General features: G+C 70.6%; 18 protein-coding genes. 8 read left to right on the forward strand and 10 right to left on the reverse strand.

Annotation, left to right across the window (positions count from 1 at the left end; genetic code table 11):
* Position 1: 1 nt before the first annotated feature.
* From gyrB to dnaA, 6 genes are all read right to left on the reverse strand, one after another.
* A complete protein-coding gene (gyrB, locus tag V5O49_RS02890) occupies positions 2–2095 on the reverse strand; it encodes a DNA topoisomerase (ATP-hydrolyzing) subunit B (protein WP_332900914.1) in 2094 nt (697 codons plus the stop codon).
* Positions 2096–2431: 336 nt separating this feature from the next.
* Positions 2432–2929: a DciA family protein gene (locus V5O49_RS02895; RefSeq protein WP_405001132.1), complete on the reverse strand. Its 498-nt coding sequence runs from the start codon at positions 2927–2929 to the stop codon at positions 2432–2434.
* A 100-nt stretch (positions 2930–3029) separates the two neighbouring features.
* Positions 3030–4295 carry a DNA replication/repair protein RecF gene (gene recF / locus V5O49_RS02900; RefSeq protein ID WP_332900916.1) on the reverse strand — a complete coding sequence of 422 codons (1266 nt, stop codon included), beginning with the start codon at positions 4293–4295 and terminating at the stop codon, positions 3030–3032.
* Positions 4296–4313: 18 nt separating this feature from the next.
* Positions 4314–5210 carry a phosphogluconate dehydrogenase (NAD(+)-dependent, decarboxylating) gene (gnd, locus tag V5O49_RS02905; RefSeq protein ID WP_332900917.1) on the reverse strand — a complete coding sequence of 299 codons (897 nt, stop codon included), beginning with the start codon at positions 5208–5210 and terminating at the stop codon, positions 4314–4316.
* 114 nt (positions 5211–5324) lie between these two features.
* Positions 5325–6458 (reverse strand): DNA polymerase III subunit beta, encoded by a 1134-nt coding sequence (gene dnaN, locus V5O49_RS02910; protein ID WP_278235902.1) that lies wholly within the window; start codon positions 6456–6458, stop codon positions 5325–5327.
* Between the two features lie 548 nt (positions 6459–7006).
* A complete protein-coding gene (gene dnaA / locus V5O49_RS02915; protein WP_332900918.1) occupies positions 7007–8437 on the reverse strand; it encodes a chromosomal replication initiator protein DnaA in 1431 nt (476 codons plus the stop codon).
* 314 nt (positions 8438–8751) lie between these two features.
* Here dnaA and rpmH point away from each other — a divergent pair, with 314 nt between their 5' ends.
* The 8 genes from rpmH to V5O49_RS02955 all read left to right on the forward strand — a co-directional run bounded on the left by rpmH (position 8752) and on the right by V5O49_RS02955 (position 14546).
* The gene (rpmH, locus tag V5O49_RS02920; RefSeq protein ID WP_278235900.1) at positions 8752–8889 is read left to right on the forward strand and encodes a 50S ribosomal protein L34; all 138 of its coding nucleotides are present in this window, start codon (positions 8752–8754) and stop codon (positions 8887–8889) included.
* Positions 8890–8892: 3 nt separating this feature from the next.
* Positions 8893–9252, forward strand: a complete 360-nt coding sequence (gene rnpA, locus V5O49_RS02925; protein ID WP_278235899.1) for a ribonuclease P protein component — start codon at positions 8893–8895, stop codon at positions 9250–9252.
* Positions 9249–9542, forward strand: coding sequence for a membrane protein insertion efficiency factor YidD (yidD, locus tag V5O49_RS02930; RefSeq protein WP_278235898.1), 294 nt, complete (start codon positions 9249–9251; stop codon positions 9540–9542). Before rnpA ends, yidD begins: the two co-directional genes overlap by 4 nt.
* A 49-nt stretch (positions 9543–9591) precedes the next feature.
* A complete protein-coding gene (gene yidC, locus V5O49_RS02935; RefSeq protein WP_278235897.1) occupies positions 9592–10539 on the forward strand; it encodes a membrane protein insertase YidC in 948 nt (315 codons plus the stop codon).
* 10 nt (positions 10540–10549) lie between these two features.
* Positions 10550–11074 (forward strand): Jag family protein, encoded by a 525-nt coding sequence (locus V5O49_RS02940; RefSeq protein ID WP_332900919.1) that lies wholly within the window; start codon positions 10550–10552, stop codon positions 11072–11074.
* A 159-nt stretch (positions 11075–11233) separates the two neighbouring features.
* Positions 11234–11881, forward strand: a complete 648-nt coding sequence (gene rsmG / locus V5O49_RS02945; protein WP_332900920.1) for a 16S rRNA (guanine(527)-N(7))-methyltransferase RsmG — start codon at positions 11234–11236, stop codon at positions 11879–11881.
* 343 nt (positions 11882–12224) lie between these two features.
* Positions 12225–13142 (forward strand): ParA family protein, encoded by a 918-nt coding sequence (locus tag V5O49_RS02950; protein WP_332900986.1) that lies wholly within the window; start codon positions 12225–12227, stop codon positions 13140–13142.
* Between the two features lie 111 nt (positions 13143–13253).
* Positions 13254–14546: a ParB/RepB/Spo0J family partition protein gene (locus V5O49_RS02955; RefSeq protein WP_332900921.1), complete on the forward strand. Its 1293-nt coding sequence runs from the start codon at positions 13254–13256 to the stop codon at positions 14544–14546.
* Positions 14547–15397: 851 nt separating this feature from the next.
* Here V5O49_RS02955 and V5O49_RS02960 read toward each other — a convergent pair.
* The 4 genes from V5O49_RS02960 to trxB all read right to left on the reverse strand — a co-directional run bounded on the left by V5O49_RS02960 (position 15398) and on the right by trxB (position 19256).
* Positions 15398–16390 (reverse strand): D-alanine--D-alanine ligase family protein, encoded by a 993-nt coding sequence (locus tag V5O49_RS02960; RefSeq protein WP_332900922.1) that lies wholly within the window; start codon positions 16388–16390, stop codon positions 15398–15400.
* A gap of 29 nt (positions 16391–16419) precedes the next feature.
* Positions 16420–17655 carry an aminotransferase-like domain-containing protein gene (locus tag V5O49_RS02965; protein ID WP_332900987.1) on the reverse strand — a complete coding sequence of 412 codons (1236 nt, stop codon included), beginning with the start codon at positions 17653–17655 and terminating at the stop codon, positions 16420–16422.
* 238 nt (positions 17656–17893) lie between these two features.
* Entirely contained in the window at positions 17894–18220 is a 327-nt protein-coding gene (gene trxA / locus V5O49_RS02970) for a thioredoxin (RefSeq protein WP_278235892.1), read from the reverse strand.
* Positions 18221–18242: 22 nt separating this feature from the next.
* Positions 18243–19256, reverse strand: coding sequence for a thioredoxin-disulfide reductase (gene trxB, locus V5O49_RS02975; protein WP_332900923.1), 1014 nt, complete (start codon positions 19254–19256; stop codon positions 18243–18245).
* Positions 19257–19290: the final 34 nt, after the last annotated feature.

Genomic DNA, 19290 nt, shown 5'->3' on the forward strand with positions numbered 1-19290 from the left:
CTCAGATGTCGAGGAACCGGACGTCCTTGGCGTTGCGCTGGATGAAGCTGCGGCGGGACTCGACGTCCTCACCCATGAGTACCGAGAAGATCTCGTCCGCTGCGGCCGCGTCGTCCATGGTGACCTGCAGCAACGTCCGGTGCTCCGGGTCCATGGTGGTGTCCCAGAGCTCGGAGTAGTCCATCTCGCCCAGACCCTTGTAGCGCTGGATCCCGTTGTCCTTCGGGATCCGCTTGCCGGCCGCGATGCCCTGCTCGAGGAAGGCGTCGCGCTCCCGGTCGGAGTACACGTAGTCGTGCGGGGCGTTGGACCACTTCAGCCGGTACAGCGGGGGCTGGGCCAGGTAGACATGCCCGTGCTCGATGAGCGGGCGCATGTACCGGAACAGCAGCGTCAGCAGCAGGGTGCAGATGTGCTGACCGTCGACGTCGGCGTCGGCCATGAGCACGATCTTGTGGTACCGCAGCTTGGTGATGTCGAAGTCCTCACCGATGCCGGTGCCGAAGGCCGTGATGAGCGCCTGGACCTCGTTGTTGGACAGCGCCTTGTCCAGCCGCGCCCGCTCGACGTTGAGGATCTTGCCGCGGATCGGCAGGATCGCCTGGTGGTGCGGGTCGCGGCCGCGCACGGCCGAACCGCCGGCGGAGTCGCCCTCGACGATGTAGATCTCGCACTCGTCCGGGCGGTTCGACTGGCAGTCCTTGAGCTTGCCGGGCATGCCGCCCGAGCTGAGGATCCCCTTGCGCCGGGTCGCCTCGCGCGCCTTGCGGGCGGCGATACGCGCCTGCGACGCCGAGATCGCCTTGCGGATGATGTCGCGACCCTCGTTGGGGTGCGCGTCGAACCAGTCCGTCAGCCGCTCGCGCACGATGCGCTGCACGAAGGTCTTGGCCTCGGTGTTGCCGAGCTTCGTCTTCGTCTGGCCCTCGAACTGCGGCTCGGACAGCTTCACGCTGAGCACCGCGGTGAGACCCTCGCGGATGTCGTCGCCCGTGAGGTTCTCGTCCTTGTCCTTGAGGATCGCCTTGTCCCGGGCGTAGGAGTTCACGAGGCTCGTCAGCGCCGCGCGGAAGCCCTCCTCGTGGGTGCCGCCCTCGGTGGTGGAGATCGTGTTGGCGAACGTGTGGACGGACTCGCTGAACGCCGTCGTCCACTGCATCGCGATCTCGACCGAGACCTTGAGGTCGGTGTCCTCGGCCTCCAGGTCGATGATCTCGGGGTGGATGATCTCGGCCTTCTTGGCCGTGTTGATGTGCGCGACGTAGTCCCGCAGCCCGCCGTCGTACTTGTACGTCACGGTGCGCACCGCGCCCGAGGCGGACTCGGAGTCGTGCACCTCGTCGTCCGGCGAGGCGGCGGCGTCCTGGCCGTCCGTGGCGTCGGCGCTCTCCAGGGCGGCGACGACGGCCCGCGAGTTGAGCGCGCCGGTCACCTCGTCGGGGCCCGACACGTGCTCGGTGCGCTCGTCGGTCAGCGTGATGCGCAGGCCCTTGTTGAGGAACGCCATCTGCTGGAACCGGGCGCGGAGCGTCTCGAAGTCGTAGTCCGTGGTCTCGAAGATCGCCGGGTCGGCCCAGAACGTCTGCGTGGTGCCGGTGCGGTCGGTCTCGCCGAGGCGCTGCAGCTCGCCCACCGGGGCGCCGCCGTCGGCGAACTCCTGGCGCCACGCGAAGCCGTCGCGCTCGACCTCGGTGATCACGCGGCTGGACAGCGCGTTCACCACCGAGATGCCCACCCCGTGCAGGCCACCGGAGACGGCGTAGCCGCCACCGCCGAACTTGCCGCCGGCGTGCAGGATCGTCATGACGACCTCGACGGTGGGACGACCCTCGGTGGGGTGCATGGCCACCGGGATGCCGCGGCCGTTGTCCGTCACCCGCACACCGCCGTCGGCCAGCAGGGTCACGTCGATCCGGTCGGCGTGCCCGGCCAGGGCCTCGTCCACCGAGTTGTCCACGACCTCGTAGACCAGGTGGTGCAGACCGCGTTCACCCGTCGACCCGATGTACATGCCGGGTCGCTTGCGGACGGCCTCGAGTCCCTCGAGGACGGTGATGTTCCCGGCGTCGTAACCGCCGTCGGATCGCTGAGCCACAGGCTGGAGCACTCCTCGTCGTCCATGCACGCGACAGGTCGACCCGGGTGGTGCCCGGGCTGCAGCACACAGGAGTGACGCGCGGGGGCGCCGGCTGCGGGTCGGTGCTCGTCCATCCCGGGACACCTCACGACCCGAGCAGCCGACGACCGGCCCGAGGGCCGGTCGCACGCCGTTGACACGAGCCCGGGAGGCGGCCCGGGAACATCTGGTCAGTCTACCGTGAAAGCGCAAGAAATCGCGGGTTCTGCCCACCGGAGCGTGTGGGTTCTCCCACGTTGTCCACAGGCCCTGTCCACATCGGTGGTTGCCCGGGCGATCTGTCGCGTCTCGCCGTCAGCCGAAGGTGTCGCCGGGACCCGGCCCGCGCACCGTCCGGCGTCCGCGACGGAAGCTCGGACCCGACGGCCCGAGCACCGTGACCTGCTCCACGACGCCCTCGCCGACCTCCTCGGCCAGCCGGCGCAGGAGCGTGGGGACCAGCAGGCGCACCTGGGTGGCCCATGCGGTCGAGTCCGTGCGGACCACGAGCACCTTGTCCTCGAAGGTCTCCGGCGTGCAGTGGTCCGCCACCTGGTCGCCGACGATCTCGCGCCAGCGTCCGACGACGCCGCCCACCGAGACCTCGGCCGTCCAGCCCTTGTCCCGCAGCAGCCTGGCCACGACGTCGGACATCAGCCGCGGGTCCCGGGCGTTGGGTCCCCGGCCCGGGTCCTTGCGCGGCTCCGCCAACGGTGAGCGGCGCGACGGGGAGCCCGGACGCAGGCCCTTCGCCCGCGCGGCCGCCTTGGCACGGTTCAGGGCCTCGCGGGCGACCTCGGACGGCGGCGTCAGCTCCGTGCGGTCGACGACCGGACGGGGGTCGCGGCGGCGCGGCCCGTCGGCCTCGTCCGGACCCTCGCCGCCGGGTGCACCCGGGTCGTCGGGCCCGTGCTCAGACACGGACGACCCGCCCGTCGCCGACCTCGAACCGGGCGCCCAGCAGTCGGTCCGGCACGTCCTGCGGGACCGCCGCCGTGACGAGCACCTGCCGGGCCTCGGCCACCAGCTCGGCCAGGCGCTCCCGACGCCGCACGTCCAGCTCGGCGAAGACGTCGTCGAGGACCAGCACCGGGTCCGCGTCCGAGCCGTGGTCGGGGTCCCAGAACACGTCGTCCGGCGCGGACGGCTCGGCCCCGCCGCCGAGCAGACGGAAGGCCGCCAGCCGCAGCGCCAGCGCGAACGACCACGACTCGCCGTGGCTCGCGTACCCCTTCGCCGGGAGCCCGCCGAGCACGAGCTCCAGGTCGTCCCGGTGCGGACCCACGAGGCTCTGGCCGCGCTCGATCTCGGCCGGGCGCCGTTCCTCGATCACCGCCAGCATCAGCTTCTCCAGGTCCTCCGCCGCCGTGGGCGGTCCGCCGGCGGGCCCGTCGGGCTCAGCCGGCTCAGCGGGCTCAGCGGGCGAGGCCTCGCCGTCGGGGGCCGACGGCGCCACCGCCGTGCCGCCGTCGGGCACCACCGTGGAGCGGTAGACGAGCTCGGCGGCGCTGTCGGCGTCGCTGACCTGCTCGTACGCGGTGGCGACGACGGGCTGCAGCGCGCGCACGAGTGCGGTACGCCAGGCGAGGACCTGCCCGCCGAGCTGCGCCAGACGCCCGTCCCACACCTCCAGGGTGGAGGTGTCCACGTCGCGGCCCGCCGCACGGTGACCGCGCAGCGACTTCAGCAGGGCCGACCGCTGCCGCAGGACCCGCTCGTAGTCGGCCAGCACGCCGGCGGCGCGGGGGAGGAGCTGCACCACGAGCTGGTCCAGGAAGCGGCGCCGGCCGTCGGGGTCGCCCTTGACCAGGGCCAGGTCCTCCGGGGCGAACAGCACCGTGCGCAGGATCCCCAGGACGTCGCGCGCGCGGCCCAGCTGACCACGGTTGATGCGGGCCCGGTTCGCCTTGCCGGCGGTGATCTCGAGCTCCACGGTCGAGGCACGGTCCCCCCGGACGACCCGCGTGCGCACGACGGCCCGCTGGGCCCCCGCACGGATCAGCGGGGTGTCGTTCGCGACCCGGTGGCTCCCGAGGGTCGCCACGTAGCCGACGGCCTCGACGAGGTTCGTCTTGCCCCGCCCGTTGCGACCCACGAACGCGTTCGGTCCGGGCTCGAGCTCGACGTCGACGGACTCGTAGGACCGGAAGTCGAGCAGGGACAGGTGCGAGACGTACATGACTCCAGTGTGGCGGGCCTACTCGGCGGACGGCTTGGTGGCGTGACCGCCGAACTGCTGGCGCAGCGCCGCCACGGCCTTCATCGCCGGCGACTCCTCCTGCCGCGAGGAGAACCGGGCGAACAGGGCGGCGGAGATGACCGGCAGCGGCACGGCGTTGTCGATCGCCTCGTCCACGGTCCAGCGGCCCTCGCCGGAGTCCGCGACCCAGTCGTCGATCGCGTCGAAGCGCGGGTCGTCCTCGAGGGCGCGGACCATGAGCTCGAGCAGCCAGGACCGCACGACGGTGCCGCGCTGCCAGGCCCGCATCGTGCCGTGCACGTCGGTGACGATGTCCTTGGCGGCGAGCATCTCGTAGCCCTCGGCATAGGCCTGCATGAGGCCGTACTCGATGCCGTTGTGGACCATCTTGGCGAAGTGGCCGGCGCCCACGGGGCCGGCGTGCACGAAGCCCTCCTCGCGCGGGCCCTCGGGGCGCAGCGCGTCGAAGACGGGCATGAGGAACGCGACGTCGGCGTCGGAACCGCCGCACATCAGGCCGTAGCCGTTCTCCAGGCCCCACACGCCGCCGGAGACCCCGACGTCGACGTACCCGACGCCACGCTCGGCGAGCTCGGCGGCCCGCTCCTGGTCGTCGGGGTAGTGGGAGTTGCCGCCCTCGATGACGACGTCGCCCTCGTCGAGGAGACCCGCGAGCGCGCTGACGACCTCCCGCGTCGGCTCCCCGGCGGGCACCATGACCCACACGACGCGACGCGGCCCGGGCAGGGCCTCGACGAGCTCGGCCAGCGAGCCGACGTCGGAGACCTCCGGGCGCGGGTCGTACCCCGTCACCCCGATCCCGGCGCGGCGCAGGCGCTCGCGCATGTTGTCGCCCATCTTGCCCAGACCGACGAGACCCATGTGGGTGACCATGTGGATAACCTCCGGAAGTGCGGTCGGTGCGAGCGTACGGGCTGGGTGCCCGCGGCGCGCGAGGAGTCGCCCCGGGCCCTGCCGCGGGCGACCGGGGGCGGTCCCGTCAGCAGGTCAGGAGGAGAAGCGGATCGGCACCAGCAGGTAGCGGTACTCCGAGGAGTCCTCGCCGTCCAGCGACTCCTGCCCGGTGAACTCCACCGGCTTGTTCGGGTGCGTGAACGACATCCGCACGAAGTCCGTCCCCAGGGCACCGAGCCCGTCGAGCAGGAACTGCGGGTTGAACGCCACCTGGATGTCCTCGCCGACCAGCACGGCCTCGAGGGCCTCGGACGCCTGCGCGTCGTCGCCCTGGCCCGCGTCGAGGACGACCTGGCCCTCGGAGAACGCCAGCCGGATCGGGGTGTTGCGCTCGGCGACCAGGGAGACGCGCTTGGCCGCGTCGATGAGCGCCTGGGTCGGCACGACGGCGTGGATCGGCGTGGCGTCCGGGAACAGACGCCGGACCGCCGGGTAGTCCCCGTCGACGAGCTGGGAGGTCGTGTGTCGGCCGCCGGCCTCGAACCCGATGAGGTCAACGCCCTCCCCGGTGGACAACCCGATGTTCACCAGGCCGCCGCCCGAGCCGAGCGATTTCGCGACGTCGTTGAGGGTCCGGGCACGGACCAGCGCCACCGAGCTGAACCCCGGCGTGGCGGGCGTCCAGGTCAGCTCGCGCAGAGCGAGCCGGTAGCGGTCCGTGGCCAGCAGCGTGATGCGCTCGCCCTCGATCTCCATGCGGACGCCGGTCAGCAGGGGCAGCGTGTCGTCGCGGCTGGCGGCGACGCTGACCTGCGCGACCGCGTGGGTCAGGGCGTCCCCGGCCACCGTACCGGACAGCTCCGGCATGGCGGGCAGCGCGGGGTAGTCCTCGACCGGCATGGTCAGCAGCGTGAAGCGGGACGCTCCGCAGGTCAGCACGACCTTGTTGCCCTCGACGGTCACGTCGACCGGCTTGTTGGGCAGGGCGCGGGAGATCTCGGCGAGCAGGCGACCCGAGACGAGCACCGTGCCGGCCTCGGAGACCTCGGCGGCGATCTCGGACCGTGCCGAGACCTCGTAGTCGAAGCTCGCGAGCACGATGGAGCCGGACGCGTCGGCCTCGATGCGCACACCGGCCAGGACCGGGGCGGGCGGGCGCGTGGGCAGGGTGCGGGCCGTCCAGGTCACGGCCTCGGCCAGGACGTCGCGCTCGACGCGGAACTTCATCCCACTCCTCGGAGCTCTCGTGCGGTGCGCGGACGGGGGTGTCTCGGCTGGTACGGGCCGAACCGTCCGTGACCGAACACTACCGTGCCCCGGCCTGTCGGGCCGCTGGTCCCGGAACGGCCTCGCAGGCCATGAAGGCGGGTGGGTCATCTGGAGGGAAGAACACGTTCATCGTCGTCATCGGGGTTGTGGATTCTGTTGACGGACGACGTCTTCGCAGGTCAGAGCGCTCAGATGGGTGTGGAGGCGGTTGGGGGCGAACCTGTGGGCAACTCCGGCGTCCTGGGGACGGCGATCTGCGTCCCCACAGGCGTCCACCGTTCGCCGCTCGTTCATCCACCAGCCGCACGGCGTGTTCCACAGGCGTCCACAGGTTCGTCCACACGTGTGTGTCGGCCACCGGGACGCGCAGGCGCAGTTGTCCACCGCAGGGGTCCACAGGATGGGGACGGAGCGGGCGATACGGCGCCATACCGGGCACGAACCTGTGGGAAAGCCTGTGCACCGGAGTTGTCCACAGGTGTCCACAGGCTTGTGGACATGTGGATTCAGCCGCGGTGCTGCTGCTTGATCCGGCTGGTGAGCTCGGTGACCTGGTTGTAGGTCGAGCGTCGTTCGGCCATCTGGCCGGCGATCTTCTTGTTCGCGTGCATGACCGTGGTGTGGTCACGACCGCCGAACTGCTGCCCGATCTTCGGCAGCGACAGGTCGGTCAGCTCGCGGCACAGGTACATGGCGATCTGCCGGGCCGTCACCAGCACCCGGGACCGGGACGAACCGCACAGGTCGTCGATCGTCAGGCCGAAGTACGCCGCCGTCTGGGCGATGACGACGGCCGGGGTGATCTCGGTGGCCTGGTCGTCGTCGGTGATGAGGTCCTTGAGGACGATCTCGGCCAGGGCGAGGTCGACGTGCTGCTTGTTGAGGTTCGCGAAGGCGGTGACCCGGATCAGGGCGCCCTCGAGCTCGCGGATGTTGGTCGAGATGCGCGAGCCGATGTAGCTGAGGACGTCGGCCGGCACGTCCAGGCGTTCGCTGGCGGCCTTCTTGCGCAGGATCGCGATCCGCGTCTCGAGGTCGGGCGGCTGGACGTCGGTGATGAGTCCCCACTCGAACCGCGAGCGGAGGCGGTCCTCGAACCCGTCGAGCTGCTTGGGCGGCACGTCGGAGGTGATGACCACCTGCTTGTCCGCGTTGTGCAGCGCGTTGAAGGTGTGGAAGAACTCCTCCATCGTCTGTTCCTTGCCCTGCAGGAACTGGATGTCGTCGATCAGCAGGACGTCCACGTCCCGGTAGCGGCGCTGGAACGCTCCCGTGCGGCCCTCACCGATGGAGTTGATGAAGTCGTTGGTGAACTCCTCGGAGTTCACGTACCGCACCCGCACGTGCGGGTAGAGGTTGTTGGCGTAGTGGCCGATGGCGTGCAGCAGGTGGGTCTTGCCGAGACCGGAGTCGCCGTAGATGAACAGGGGGTTGTAGGCCTTGGCCGGGGCCTCGGCGACGGCCACCGCGGCCGCGTGGGCGAACCGGTTGGAGGAGCCGATGACGAACGACTCGAAGATGTACTTCGGGTTCAGGCGCGTCGGCTCGCTGTCGGCGGGACGCTCGTCGGGCAGCCGACCCGGGGGAGGGCCGGGCGGCGTCGGCTCGGGCTCGTGGGCGCTGGGCGGCGGCGTGTAGTCCTGGGCGGGTCCGGTGAGGGCCTCGTGGCTCAGCTCCGGGTCGACGGTGATGCCGAACCGGGTGTCGCGGCCGAGCGTCGCCGACATGGCGGACATGAGCTGGTCGCGCACGCTCGTCTCGAGGTACGCGCGGGTCTGCTCGTGGGGCACCGCGATGAACACGGTGTCGTCGAGGATGGCCATCGGCTTGGCCAGCTTGATGAAGGCGAGCTGGCGTGCGGTCATGTCGGGCCGCGCCTCGAGGGTCGCCAACGTCTGGTTCCAGACGTCGGTGATGTTCTCGTCAGGCTGGGGCACGGCTTCCTCCGGACTGGTACGTGTGCGGTGTCCACATAGTTTTCCACACCCTGTGGAGCCTGTGGACATCGGTGTGGACGACGGCGGACCGGAGGGCCCTCGTGTCGTCGTCGTCACGTCGGCCCCAGTTGACCTGACGCTGTCCGACGGCGTAACGTCGGACAGCCGTTCCAGGTACTTTCGCGCGCCCTCGTCCGGCGCGGACCCCGGGTCGGCCCGGTCGACACATTGCCCCGGCAGTGGTCGCCCTGCAACCTGACCGACATCGTCGAGGAACTGACGGTGTGCCTCCCCGACGTTTCTTGGAGTACCTCGTGAGCAAGCGGACCTTCCAGCCGAACACCCGCCGTCGTGCGAAGACCCACGGCTTCCGTCTGCGCATGCGCACCCGCGCCGGCCGCAGCATCCTGGGCAACCGCCGCCGCAAGGGCCGCGCGCAGCTCTCTGCCTGAGCCATGCTTCCCGCGGCGCACCGCATGCGCCGTTCCGTCGATTTCGAACGGGCGGTGCGCCGCGGCGCGCGCGCGGGCCGATCGACCGTGGTCGTCCACCTCACCCGGGTCCCCGGGGAGGACGGAGGGCCGCTGGTCGGTCTTGTCGTGTCCAAGGCCGTGGGCAATGCCGTTCGTCGAAACCTCGTCAAGCGCCGGCTGCGCAGCGCAGCGTCCGGGCAGCTCGAGCATCTCCCGCAGGACGCCCTCGTCGTCCTGCGGGCTCTGCCGCGCGCCGCGACGGCTGACTACGCCCACCTCTCGCGGGACGTGGAGCGGGCGACCGCCACGGTGCTGCGGCGCGCCGACGAGCGTGTCCGATGAGTAGCGCCGTGCTCTCCCGCGGCCGCGAGATCGCCCGTGCGCTGCCGGTGGCCGTGCTCGTCGGGGCGATCCGCGTCTACCAGGCGGTCGTGTCCCCGTGGACGGGGCCGACGTGCAAGTACTTCCCCTCCTGCTCGCAGTACGCGGTGATCGCGATCCGGCGTCACGGTCCGCTGCGCGGAACCGGGATGGCCCTGTGGCGGATCCTGCGGTGCAACCCCTGGAGCCTGGGCGGCGTCGACGACGTGCCGCCCGCTCGGCACGAGCACCGCGGCGCCCACACGCACTGACCTCCCGGGAACGCGCCACCCGGACACGCTTTTACGACAGAGGAGACACATGGGGTTTTTCGACACCATCCTGTACCCCATCCAGTGGGTCGTGGCCTGGATCATGTACGGGTCGCACCAGCTGTTCATGGCGCTGGGATTCCAGGACGGTCCGGGTTTCGCCTGGGTCCTGTCCATCGTCGCGCTCGTGATCGTCATCCGGATCCTGCTCATCCCGCTGTTCTTCAAGCAGATCAAGGCGTCCCGCGGGATGCAGATGATGCAGCCGGAGCTGCAGGCGATCCAGAAGAAGTACAAGGGCAAGACCGACCCGTCGTCCCGTGAGGCCATGGGCCGGGAGACGATGGAGCTGTACCGCAAGCACGGCACCAACCCGATGGCGTCCTGCCTGCCGATCCTGCTGCAGTCGCCGATCTTCTTCGCCCTGTTCCGCCTGCTCTACAACCTGGGCAACATCGCGTCCGGCACGCAGGACCCGATCGGTCCCATCGACCAGCCGGTCGCTGCGGACATCGAGAATTCCGACCTGTTCGGTGCTCAGCTCTCCGACGTCTTCCTGCAGACGGACGACTGGAGCGTCCGGATCGTCATCCTGTTCCTCATCGTGGCCATGAGCGCCACGACGTTCTTCACCCAGCGTCAGCTGACGATGAAGAACATGCCGAAGGCCGCGCTCGAGGGCCCGATGGCGAACACTCAGAAGATGCTGCTGTACGTCCTGCCGCTGATCTTCCTGATCTCGGGCGTGAACTTCCCGGTCGGTGTGCTGATCTACTGGACCACGACCAACCTCTGGTCGATGGGTCAGCAGTTCTACACGATCAAGCGCATGCCGGCCCCGGGTTCCGAGGCGGAGCGTCTGCTCAAGGAGAAGCGCGCGGCCAAGGCGGCGAAGAAGGGCATCGTCGTCGAGGAGGAGAAGGCTCCCGAGCCCCCGAAGCCGCAGGGCCAGCGGCAGCAGCCCGTGCGGAAGAACCGCCAGAAGAAGAAGAAATGAGGTCCGCGCGATGACCACGGACACGACGCCGGAGGGCACCTCCGATCTCGTCCCGCGCCTCGAGGAGGAGGGCGAGATCGCGGCCGACTACCTCGAGGAGTTCCTCGACATCGTCGACCTGGACGGCGACATCGACCTGGACATCAAGCACGACCGCGCGGTCGTCGAGGTCGTCTCCGAGGACGGCCCCGAGGCGCTGGACGTGCTGGTCGGCCGGGACGGCGAGGTGCTGGACGCCCTGCAGGACCTCACGCGCCTCGCGGTGCAGGCCCGGACGGGGGACCGTAGTCGCCTCATGCTCGACATCGCCGGCTTCCGGGCGAAGCGTCGTGACGCCCTGCAGCAGCGGGCCGTCGAGGCGATCGACCAGGTGCGCAGCTCGGGCGAGCCGCTCTCGCTGGAGCCGATGAACGCCTTCGAGCGCAAGGTCGTGCACGACGCGGTCGCGGCGGCGGGTCTGGTCAGCGACTCGGCCGGCGTCGAGCCGCACCGGCACGTGGTGGTGCACCCGCCCCGGGCTGCGGACAAGGACTGACCTGGGACGAGGGCCCGCCGTTTCACGTGAAACGGCGGGCCCTCGTCGTGTGCGAGCACGGCGGATCATGTGCAGCACGGCGGTGCGGCGCCGGTGCGGGGGAGTGCGCCGCGTGCGGCGAGTGGGACGACGATGGCGAACGGATCGGAAGGTGCCAGGATGGGCGACATGACGGATGCGGACGAGGTGCTGGGGACCAGCACGGCGGTGCGTGACTTCTTCGGTGACCGGTACGACCTTGTGGCCGGCTACCACCGGCGGCTGCTGGAGGAGGGCGAGCTGCGCGGACTGATCGGCCCGCGCGAGGTCGACCGGTTGTGGGAGCGACACATCCTCAACTCGGCCGCCGTGGTGCCCTTCCTGTCGTCCGCCTCGTCGGTGGCGGACATCGGCTCGGGCGCGGGCCTGCCGGGCATCGTCGTGGCGATCATGCGTCCCGACGCCGAGGTGTTCCTCGTCGAACCGATGGAGCGGCGGACCACGTGGTTGTCGGAGATCGCCGAGGACCTCGGGCTGACCAACGTCGTCGTCAAGCACGGGCGGGCCGAGGAGTACGACGGAGCCTTCGAGGTGCAGGCCGTGACCTCCCGTGCGGTGGCCGCGCTGTCGAAGCTGGCGCGGATGTCTCTGCCCCTGGTGCGCCCCGGCGGCGAGATGGTGGTCCTCAAGGGGCGCAGCGTGGAGCGCGAGATCGAGCCGGCGCGGAAGGTGCTGCGCAAGTACAAGGCGGCCGAGCCGGAGATCCTCGAGGGACGGACGGTCGAGGGCGCGGAGTCGACCACGGTGGTGCGGATCCGTCGCCGCTGACGGCGACCTCGTTTCACGTGGAACCGGCCGACGGTGACGCGCATGCGCTGCTGGCGACGTCGTCAGATCTGTCGGATCTCGTCGGGCCGACGGGGGGTGTCAGCGCCGCGTGGCGTCGACCGAGGCCGTAGAGTGTTCGCGGCACTGGTCAACGCCTGATGCGACCTGGAGGATCGACCCCGTGAACATGAGCTCCGATCGGCCGCCCTACGCGTCCGACGACGGTCGAGAAGGATCCGCGTCCGGTGACGGGCAGGCCTTCGTTTCACGTGAAACAGGGGACGGGGCGTGGGCGATCGACGACATCCCGGCCCCGTCGCCGGAGTCCCACCGCGAGGCGCTGATGGACTCCGTGCCCGAGATGGACGACAGCACGCCGCTCGCTGCACAGCTGGCTCTCGACGCACGGCGACGCATCGAGCTGGACGGGCGTCGGTTCCCTCGACCGGAGCGGACCCGCATCCTCACGGTCGCGAACCAGAAGGGCGGCGTCGGCAAGACGACGACGACGGTGAACCTCGCCGCCGGTCTGGCACGAGCCGGACTGAAGGTCCTCGTCATCGACAACGACCCCCAGGGCAACGCGTCCACCGCGCTGGGACTGGAGCACCGGGCGGGGACGCCGTCGATCTACGAGGTGCTCGTCGAGGAGGCTCCGCTGTCCGGTGCGGTGCAGGCGTGCCCCGACGTCGAGGGCCTCTGGGGAGTGCCGGCCACGATCGACCTGTCGGGTGCCGAGATCGAGCTGGTCTCGCTCGTCTCCCGCGAGACCCGGCTGCGCAAGGCTCTCGACACGTATCTCGACGAGCGCGCGTCCCGGGGCGAGGACCCGATCGACTACGTCTTCGTCGACTGCCCGCCGAGCCTCGGACTGCTCACGGTGAACGCCTTCGTCACAGGTCGCGAAGTGCTGATTCCGATCCAGTGCGAGTACTACGCGCTCGAGGGTCTGAGCCAGCTGCTGAAGACGATCGAGCTCATCAAGTCCCACCTCAACCGGGATCTGATCGTGTCGACGATCCTGCTGACGATGTACGACGGTCGGACGAACTTGGCGCAGCAGGTCGCCGCCGAGGTGCGGACGCACTTCCCGGATCAGACGCTGCGCACCACGGTGCCGCGGTCCGTCCGCATCTCTGAGGCACCGTCGCACGGGCAGACCGTGATGACGTACGACCCGGGTTCGACCGGTGCGTTGGCCTACCTCGAGGCCGCTCGGGAGATGGCGGAGCATGCCGTTCAACGCGCTGACCTGCGGTGACGCGCGTAGGATCGGGGACACCAGGGTGATGGACAGCGTGCGGCCGACGCCGCGTCGCCGCGGCACGGACACGAATCCTCATCCCGTTCGAGACCAGGAGGCTGGTGGAGCATGAGCCAGAAGAAGCGCGGGCTGGGCCGGGGGCTGGGTGCGCTGATCCCCCAGGGGCCGGCCCAGGAGAACCCGACCGACGTCTTCTTCTCGGGTGGGGAGGACGGCCGCACGAGCGACGTGCTGACTGCCTCGGCCGGGAGCGCGGCGGACTCCGAGGAGTCCGGCGCGGGACGCACTGGTCGTCGTTCGGCGTCATGGGACTCGGCCATCGCCGGCGGACGGCTGTCGATCAGCTCGACCCCGACGCGCCCCGGAGGAACGACGGGTGAGGAGCTCCCCGCCGAGGCGGACCGGACGGTCCCCCGGTACGAGGTGTCCGAGCACGATGCGCCCGAGGACCCCGCCTCGGCCTTCGACGCGGGGGAGTCGGACCGGTCGGAGGATCGTGCGGCATCCAGCGCCGGCGACAGCGGGGCGGTCGACGCACCCGGTCTGGACGACGGGCTGGTGCCGGTGCCCGGCGCACAGTTCGCCGAGGTGCCGCTGCGGGCGATCCGACCGAACGCACGGCAGCCGCGGACGGTCTTCGACGAGGGAGAGCTCGACGAGCTGGTCGACTCGATCACGGAGATCGGGATCCTCCAGCCGATCGTCGTGCGCCCCGATCCGGACACCGACGGCGGCTTCGAGCTCATCATGGGTGAGCGTCGGTGGCGTGCTGCCGAGCAGGCCGGCTTGGAGACGATCCCGGCGATCGTGCGACGGACCGACAACCAGCAGATGCTGCGAGACGCTCTGCTCGAGAACCTGCACCGTGCGGCGCTCAACCCGCTCGAGGAGGCTGCGGCGTACCGCCAGCTGCTGGACGATTTCGGATGCACGCACGACGAGCTCGCTGCGAAGATCGCTCGCTCTCGTCCGCAGATCTCGAACACGTTGCGCCTGCTGCGTCTGCCTCCGCTCGTGCAGCGACGTGTGGCGTCCGGCGTGCTGTCGGCCGGGCACGCTCGCGCGTTGCTCGGACTCACCGATGGCGCGGAGATCGAACGGCTCGCGCAGCGCATCGTGTCGGAAGGTCTGTCCGTCCGGGCGACGGAGGAGATCGTCACCCTCATGCAGGCCGCGGACGAGGAGGCCCCGCGTCGGAAGAAGCCGCGGGCGGGACAGCGGGTCGAGGCGATGGACGAGCTGTCGTCGCGGCTGTCGGACCGCTTCGAGACGCGGGTGAAGGTCAACCTCGGAAAGACGAAGGGACGGATGACGGTCGAGTTCGCCTCGGTCGAGGACCTCAACCGCATCCTCGAGGTGATGGCGCCGGAGGACCCGGGGGTCCTCAAGACCTCGGAGTAGAGGAGACTGCCTCACCGCACGGGCCGCTGTTTCACGTGAAACAGCGGCCCGTGTCGTTCCGGTCGGTGTGCGGGCCGTCGCTGCGCGACGACGAGCAGCGTGGCCTCGCGCCGTGGGGGATGGGTGAGCAGTCGACGCCCGTCGTCCTGAGCTGAGTGGGGTCCCTCCACCGGAGCGGATCAGTAGGTGGTCCCGCGGAGGGAGTCGTGTCGCGTGCCCGCACACGTCGCCACCTCTCCGCGCGCCGAGCCGTGAGGCACCGGGGTCGTGCTCGACCGGCGGCAGGTCCGTCCCGGCGGTGACGGCCGGAGCCGTGGTCCAGCACTCCTGAAAGTCCGGTGCGCAGATCGTGCGGCGCGGCGAGATGTCCGTGCCGGCAGCGTGCGGGGAGCCGACGAGGTTCCGACGCCCGCCGGCGCGATGCCTACCCACGCCTCGTGGGCTGAGGGACGACGTCAGCCGGCGCCGACCGCCGGGCCTGTGGAGAACGGACGAGGGTGGCCGCGATCCCGTCGACGCCGTTCACGGCCGGAGCAGGCGGCTCGTCTCTCTCGTGGATCCGTCGGGACCCGGACTCGACGCGGAGCCCGGAGCCCGGTGACGCATCCCGACCATGGGCGGAGGCGAGCCATCGATCCCGCGGTTACCCGGATCCGTCCGGAGGTTGCTGCGCGGTCGGTGGGCAGGTGAAGGGCGCACGGCACCGAGACGATCGGGCGACCACTGGACCACGCGTTCCACGTGAAACCGCGCGGCGCCGGGCGATCTCTCTCCGCACGCAGTACCGCCCGTCGTTTCACGTGAAACAGCGGGCGGTGTGGCGCGGTGACGGAGACGCGCTGTCCGCGGGGTCAGCGGGCGGCGACGAGCGCGTGCTCCACGATCCGGCGGTAGAGCACGGACAACGGGTACCCGGCGGCCTCGGCGGCCTGGGGGAGCAGGGAGGTCTCGGTGAGACCGGGGGAGACGTTGACCTCGAGCACGTGCGGCGTGCCGTCGGCGTCGAGGATGATGTCGGTCCGCGAGAGGTGCTTGAGCCCGAGGATCTCGTGCGCTCGCCGCGCGACCTCGGCGACCTTTCGTCCGGCCTCGGCGTCGAGGCGCGCCGGCGTGAAGTACTCGACCGGACCGGGGTTGTAGCGCGCGTCATAGTCGTAGGAGCCGCTGGTGACGATCTCGACAGCCGGAAGCGCCTCGAGCCCGTCGGGCCCGTCCACGACCGACACGGCCACCTCGATCCCGTCGACGGCGCGCTCGATGAGGGCCGTGTCTCCGTAGGAGAAGCAGTCGACCATCGCGCGAGGGAAGCGGCCGGCGTCGTCCACGCGGGTCACTCCGAGCGCGGAACCACCCTGCACGGGCTTGACCACGAGGGGGAGGCCCAGGCGCTCGACGATCATGTCGAGCACGGTCTGCGCACCGAGGTCCCGGAAGAGTGCCTGGGGGAGCGTCACGTAGTCGGGCGTGCTGAGCCCGCCCTGCAGCAGCTCCGCCTTGGCGACGGGCTTGCTCCAGGCCTGCCGACTCTGGCGCGGACCGGTCCCGACGGTGGGGACGCCGGCGAGGGCGAGGACGTCCTGCAGGGAACCGTCCTCGCCGCTGGCCCCGTGCAGCACGGGCCACACGAGGGCCGGGTCGGTGTCTCGGAGGAAGCGGAGGAGGTCCGCGTCCACGTCGTGCACCAGGACCTCGACGCCGGCCTCGCGCAGAGCCTCGGCGACGCGACGTCCCGACCGGACGGAGACGTCGCGTTCGTGAGACAGTCCGCCGGCAAGAATCACGACAGGTCCGACAGTTCCGGACGAGGGCGTCACGGGGGAGGCGTCGGACGCGGGGGCAGTCATGCGAGTGGTCACCTCAGAGGCTGGAAGGGTCACGCGAGGTTGGGCGAGGGGTTCTCGACGTCCGTCGGGTCGTCGTCGGGCTGCGCCGTCGTGCCGAAGAGCTGGACCAGCTCGGCCTCGGCGTTGACGACGGTGGCCAGTCGGCGCACACCCTCCCGGATGCGGTCCGGCGTCGGGAAGCAGAACGACAGGCGCATGTGGTCCGCGCCCTGGCCGTCGAAGTAGAAGGCGGTGCCCGGCACGTAGGCGACGCGTTCGGTGACGGCACGGGGCAGCATCGACTTCGCGTCCAGTCCCTCGGGAAGCTTGACCCAGACGAAAAAGCCGCCGACCGGCACGTTCCAGCTGGCCGACGGGATGTGCTCGGCCAGCGCGCCGACGAGAGCGTCGCGTCGCTCGCGGTACATCTCCCGGTAGTCCTTGATCTGGGCGCGCCAGTCGCAGGTGTCGAGGTAGGTCTCGACGGCGAGCTGCGACGCGTTCGACGGCGACAGGATCGCCGACTCCGAGGCGAGCACGAGCTTCTCGCGGACCGCGTGCGGGGCGATGACGAAGCCCACGCGGTACCCGGGGGCGAACGTCTTGGAGAACGAGCCGAGGTAGATCACGCCGTCGTCGTCGTACGACCGCAGCGCGGGGTAGGGGTCGGCCTCGAAACCGAGCAGGCCGTAGGGGTTGTCCTCGACGACGAGGACCCCGTGGCGTCGGCAGATCTCGAGGATCTGGGGGCGACGCTCCACCGACATCGTCACGCCGGCCGGGTTGTGGAAGTTGGGGATCGTGTAGAGCATCTTGACCCGGCGGCCCGCGGCCTCCAGCTCCGTCAGCGTCGACTCGAGAGCGGCGGGCACGAGGCCGTCGGCGTCGAGCTCCACGTGGACGACGTCGGCCTGGTACGACCGGAACACGCCGAGCGCACCGACGTAGGAGGGGGCCTCGGCGACGACCACGTCACCGGGGTCGATGAAGATGCGGGTGACCAGGTCCAGACCCTGCTGGGACCCGGTGGTCACGGTGATGTCGTCGGGGTGCGCCTCGACACCCTCCAGGGCCACGACCTCGGTGATGCGCTCGCGCAGGGACTCCTCGCCCTGGCCCGAGCCGTACTGCAGCGCCCGGGTGCCCTTTGTCCGGACCAGCCGGTCCATCGCCTCGCCGATGACGTCGAGGGGGAGCCCCTCGATGAAGGGCATCCCGCCGGCCAGCGAGACGACCTCCGGGCGGTTGGCGACCGAGAACAGTGCGCGGATCTCCGACGCTCGCATCCCGCGCGTGCGCTCTGCGTACGCGCCGAACCAGGGGTCGAGGCGCGTGCCGGAGGTCTGCTCGGTGAGGCGATTCTGCTCAGTCACCCCGCCAGTGTCCCACGCCACCCGTGAAGGTCTCGTGAGCAGGTCACGGTGCGGTCGTGGTCGCGCGGGTGGAACGACGACGGCCGCCCCCGTGGACCACGGGGGCGGCCGCTGTGCACGACGACGCCGGGACGGCGTGCGACACGGTGAGTCAGGAAGCGAGCACGCTCTCGATCTCGTCGGTGAGCGCGCGCTTCGGGCGGGCGCCGATGATCGACTTCACGACCTCGCCGCCGGCGTAGACGTTCAGCGTGGGGATCGACGTGATCCCGTACGCCATGGCGGTGGCCTGGTTCGCGTCCGTGTCCAGCTTGGCGATCTTCACCTTGCCGGCGTACTCGTCGGACAGCTCCTCGAGGATCGGCGCGACCATGCGGCACGGGCCGCACCAGGTGGCCCAGAAGTCGACCAGCACGGGGACGTCGGACTCGAGGACCTCGGTCTGGAAGGTGTCGTCGGTGACGGCGACGGTAGGCATGTGTCTCCTTCGGTGGGGTGGGTCAGCCGGCGACGGCGTCGAGCGCGGCCGGGAGGTCCTCCGGGTCCGTCTCGGACATGTCGGCGAGCTCGGCGAGGTACGCCTGGGCGTCGAGCGCCGCGGCGCAACCGGACCCGGCGGCGGTGATGGCCTGGCGGTAGGTGTGGTCGACGAGGTCGCCGCAGGCGAAGACGCCCGGCAGGTTGGTGCGGGTGGAGCGCCCCTCGGCGAGGACGTAGCCGTCCTCGTCCAGGTCGACCTGTCCGGCCAGCAGCTCGCTGCGCGGGTCGTGCCCGATCGCGACGAACAGACCGGTGACGTCGAGGTCGCGCTCCTCGCCGGTGACGGTGTCCCGGAGCCGGACGCCGGAGACCTTGTCCCCGCCCTCGATGCCGGCGACCTCGCTGTTCCAGGCGAACTCGATCTTCGGGTCGGCCATGGCGCGGTCGGCCATGATCTTGGAGGCGCGCAGGGCGTCGCGGCGGTGCACGACCGTCACCTTGGCGGCGAACCGGGTGAGGAAGGTCGCCTCCTCCATGGCGGAGTCGCCCCCGCCGACGACGGCGATGTGCTGGTCGCGGAAGAAGAAGCCGTCGCAGGTGGCGCACCAGGAGACCCCGCGGCCGGACAGCTGCTTCTCCTCCGGCAGGCCGAGCTCGCGGTAGGCCGAGCCCGTGGCGAGGACGACGGCGCGGGCCCGGAAGGTCTTGCCGCCGCCGGTGACCACGGTCTTCACGTCGCCGTCGAGCTCGAGCGTCTCGGCGTCGTCCCACAGCACCTCGGCACCGAAACGCTCGGCCTGCTCGCGCATCGCGTCCATGAGGTCGGGCCCCTGGATGCCGGGCGGGAAGCCCGGGTAGTTCTCCACCTCGGTGGTGTTCATCAGCGCACCACCGGCGGTCACGGAGCCGGCGACCACGACGGGCGCGAGGCCGGCGCGGGCGGCGTAGATCGCTGCGGTGTACCCGGCGGGGCCGGACCCGACGATGACGATGTCGCGCACCGGGGCGTCCTGGCTGTTCGACTGGTCGGTCACAATCTCTCCTGGAAGTCTGGGAACCGGTCGGAGG

This window comes from Isoptericola haloaureus (assembly GCF_036689775.1).
GTDB classification, from domain to species: domain Bacteria; phylum Actinomycetota; class Actinomycetes; order Actinomycetales; family Cellulomonadaceae; genus Isoptericola; species Isoptericola haloaureus.

Bases quoted from the DNA above. Each gene is read 5' to 3' on its own strand.
- V5O49_RS02955 (WP_332900921.1), top strand. From the start codon at position 13,254: ATGAGCCAGAAGAAGCGCGGGCTGGGCCGGGGGCTGGGTGCGCTGATC.
- dnaN (WP_278235902.1), bottom strand. From the start codon at position 6,458: ATGAAGTTCCGCGTCGAGCGCGACGTCCTGGCCGAGGCCGTGACCTGG.
- gnd (WP_332900917.1), bottom strand. From the start codon at position 5,210: ATGGTCACCCACATGGGTCTCGTCGGTCTGGGCAAGATGGGCGACAAC.
- recF (WP_332900916.1), bottom strand. From the start codon at position 4,295: ATGTACGTCTCGCACCTGTCCCTGCTCGACTTCCGGTCCTACGAGTCC.
- rnpA (WP_278235899.1), top strand. From the start codon at position 8,893: ATGCTTCCCGCGGCGCACCGCATGCGCCGTTCCGTCGATTTCGAACGG.
- rsmG (WP_332900920.1), top strand. From the start codon at position 11,234: ATGGGCGACATGACGGATGCGGACGAGGTGCTGGGGACCAGCACGGCG.
- V5O49_RS02965 (WP_332900987.1), bottom strand. From the start codon at position 17,655: ATGCGAGCGTCGGAGATCCGCGCACTGTTCTCGGTCGCCAACCGCCCG.
- yidD (WP_278235898.1), top strand. From the start codon at position 9,249: ATGAGTAGCGCCGTGCTCTCCCGCGGCCGCGAGATCGCCCGTGCGCTG.
- V5O49_RS02940 (WP_332900919.1), top strand. From the start codon at position 10,550: ATGACCACGGACACGACGCCGGAGGGCACCTCCGATCTCGTCCCGCGC.
- trxA (WP_278235892.1), bottom strand. From the start codon at position 18,220: ATGCCTACCGTCGCCGTCACCGACGACACCTTCCAGACCGAGGTCCTC.
- yidC (WP_278235897.1), top strand. From the start codon at position 9,592: ATGGGGTTTTTCGACACCATCCTGTACCCCATCCAGTGGGTCGTGGCC.
- V5O49_RS02960 (WP_332900922.1), bottom strand. From the start codon at position 16,390: ATGACTGCCCCCGCGTCCGACGCCTCCCCCGTGACGCCCTCGTCCGGA.
- V5O49_RS02950 (WP_332900986.1), top strand. From the start codon at position 12,225: ATGGACTCCGTGCCCGAGATGGACGACAGCACGCCGCTCGCTGCACAG.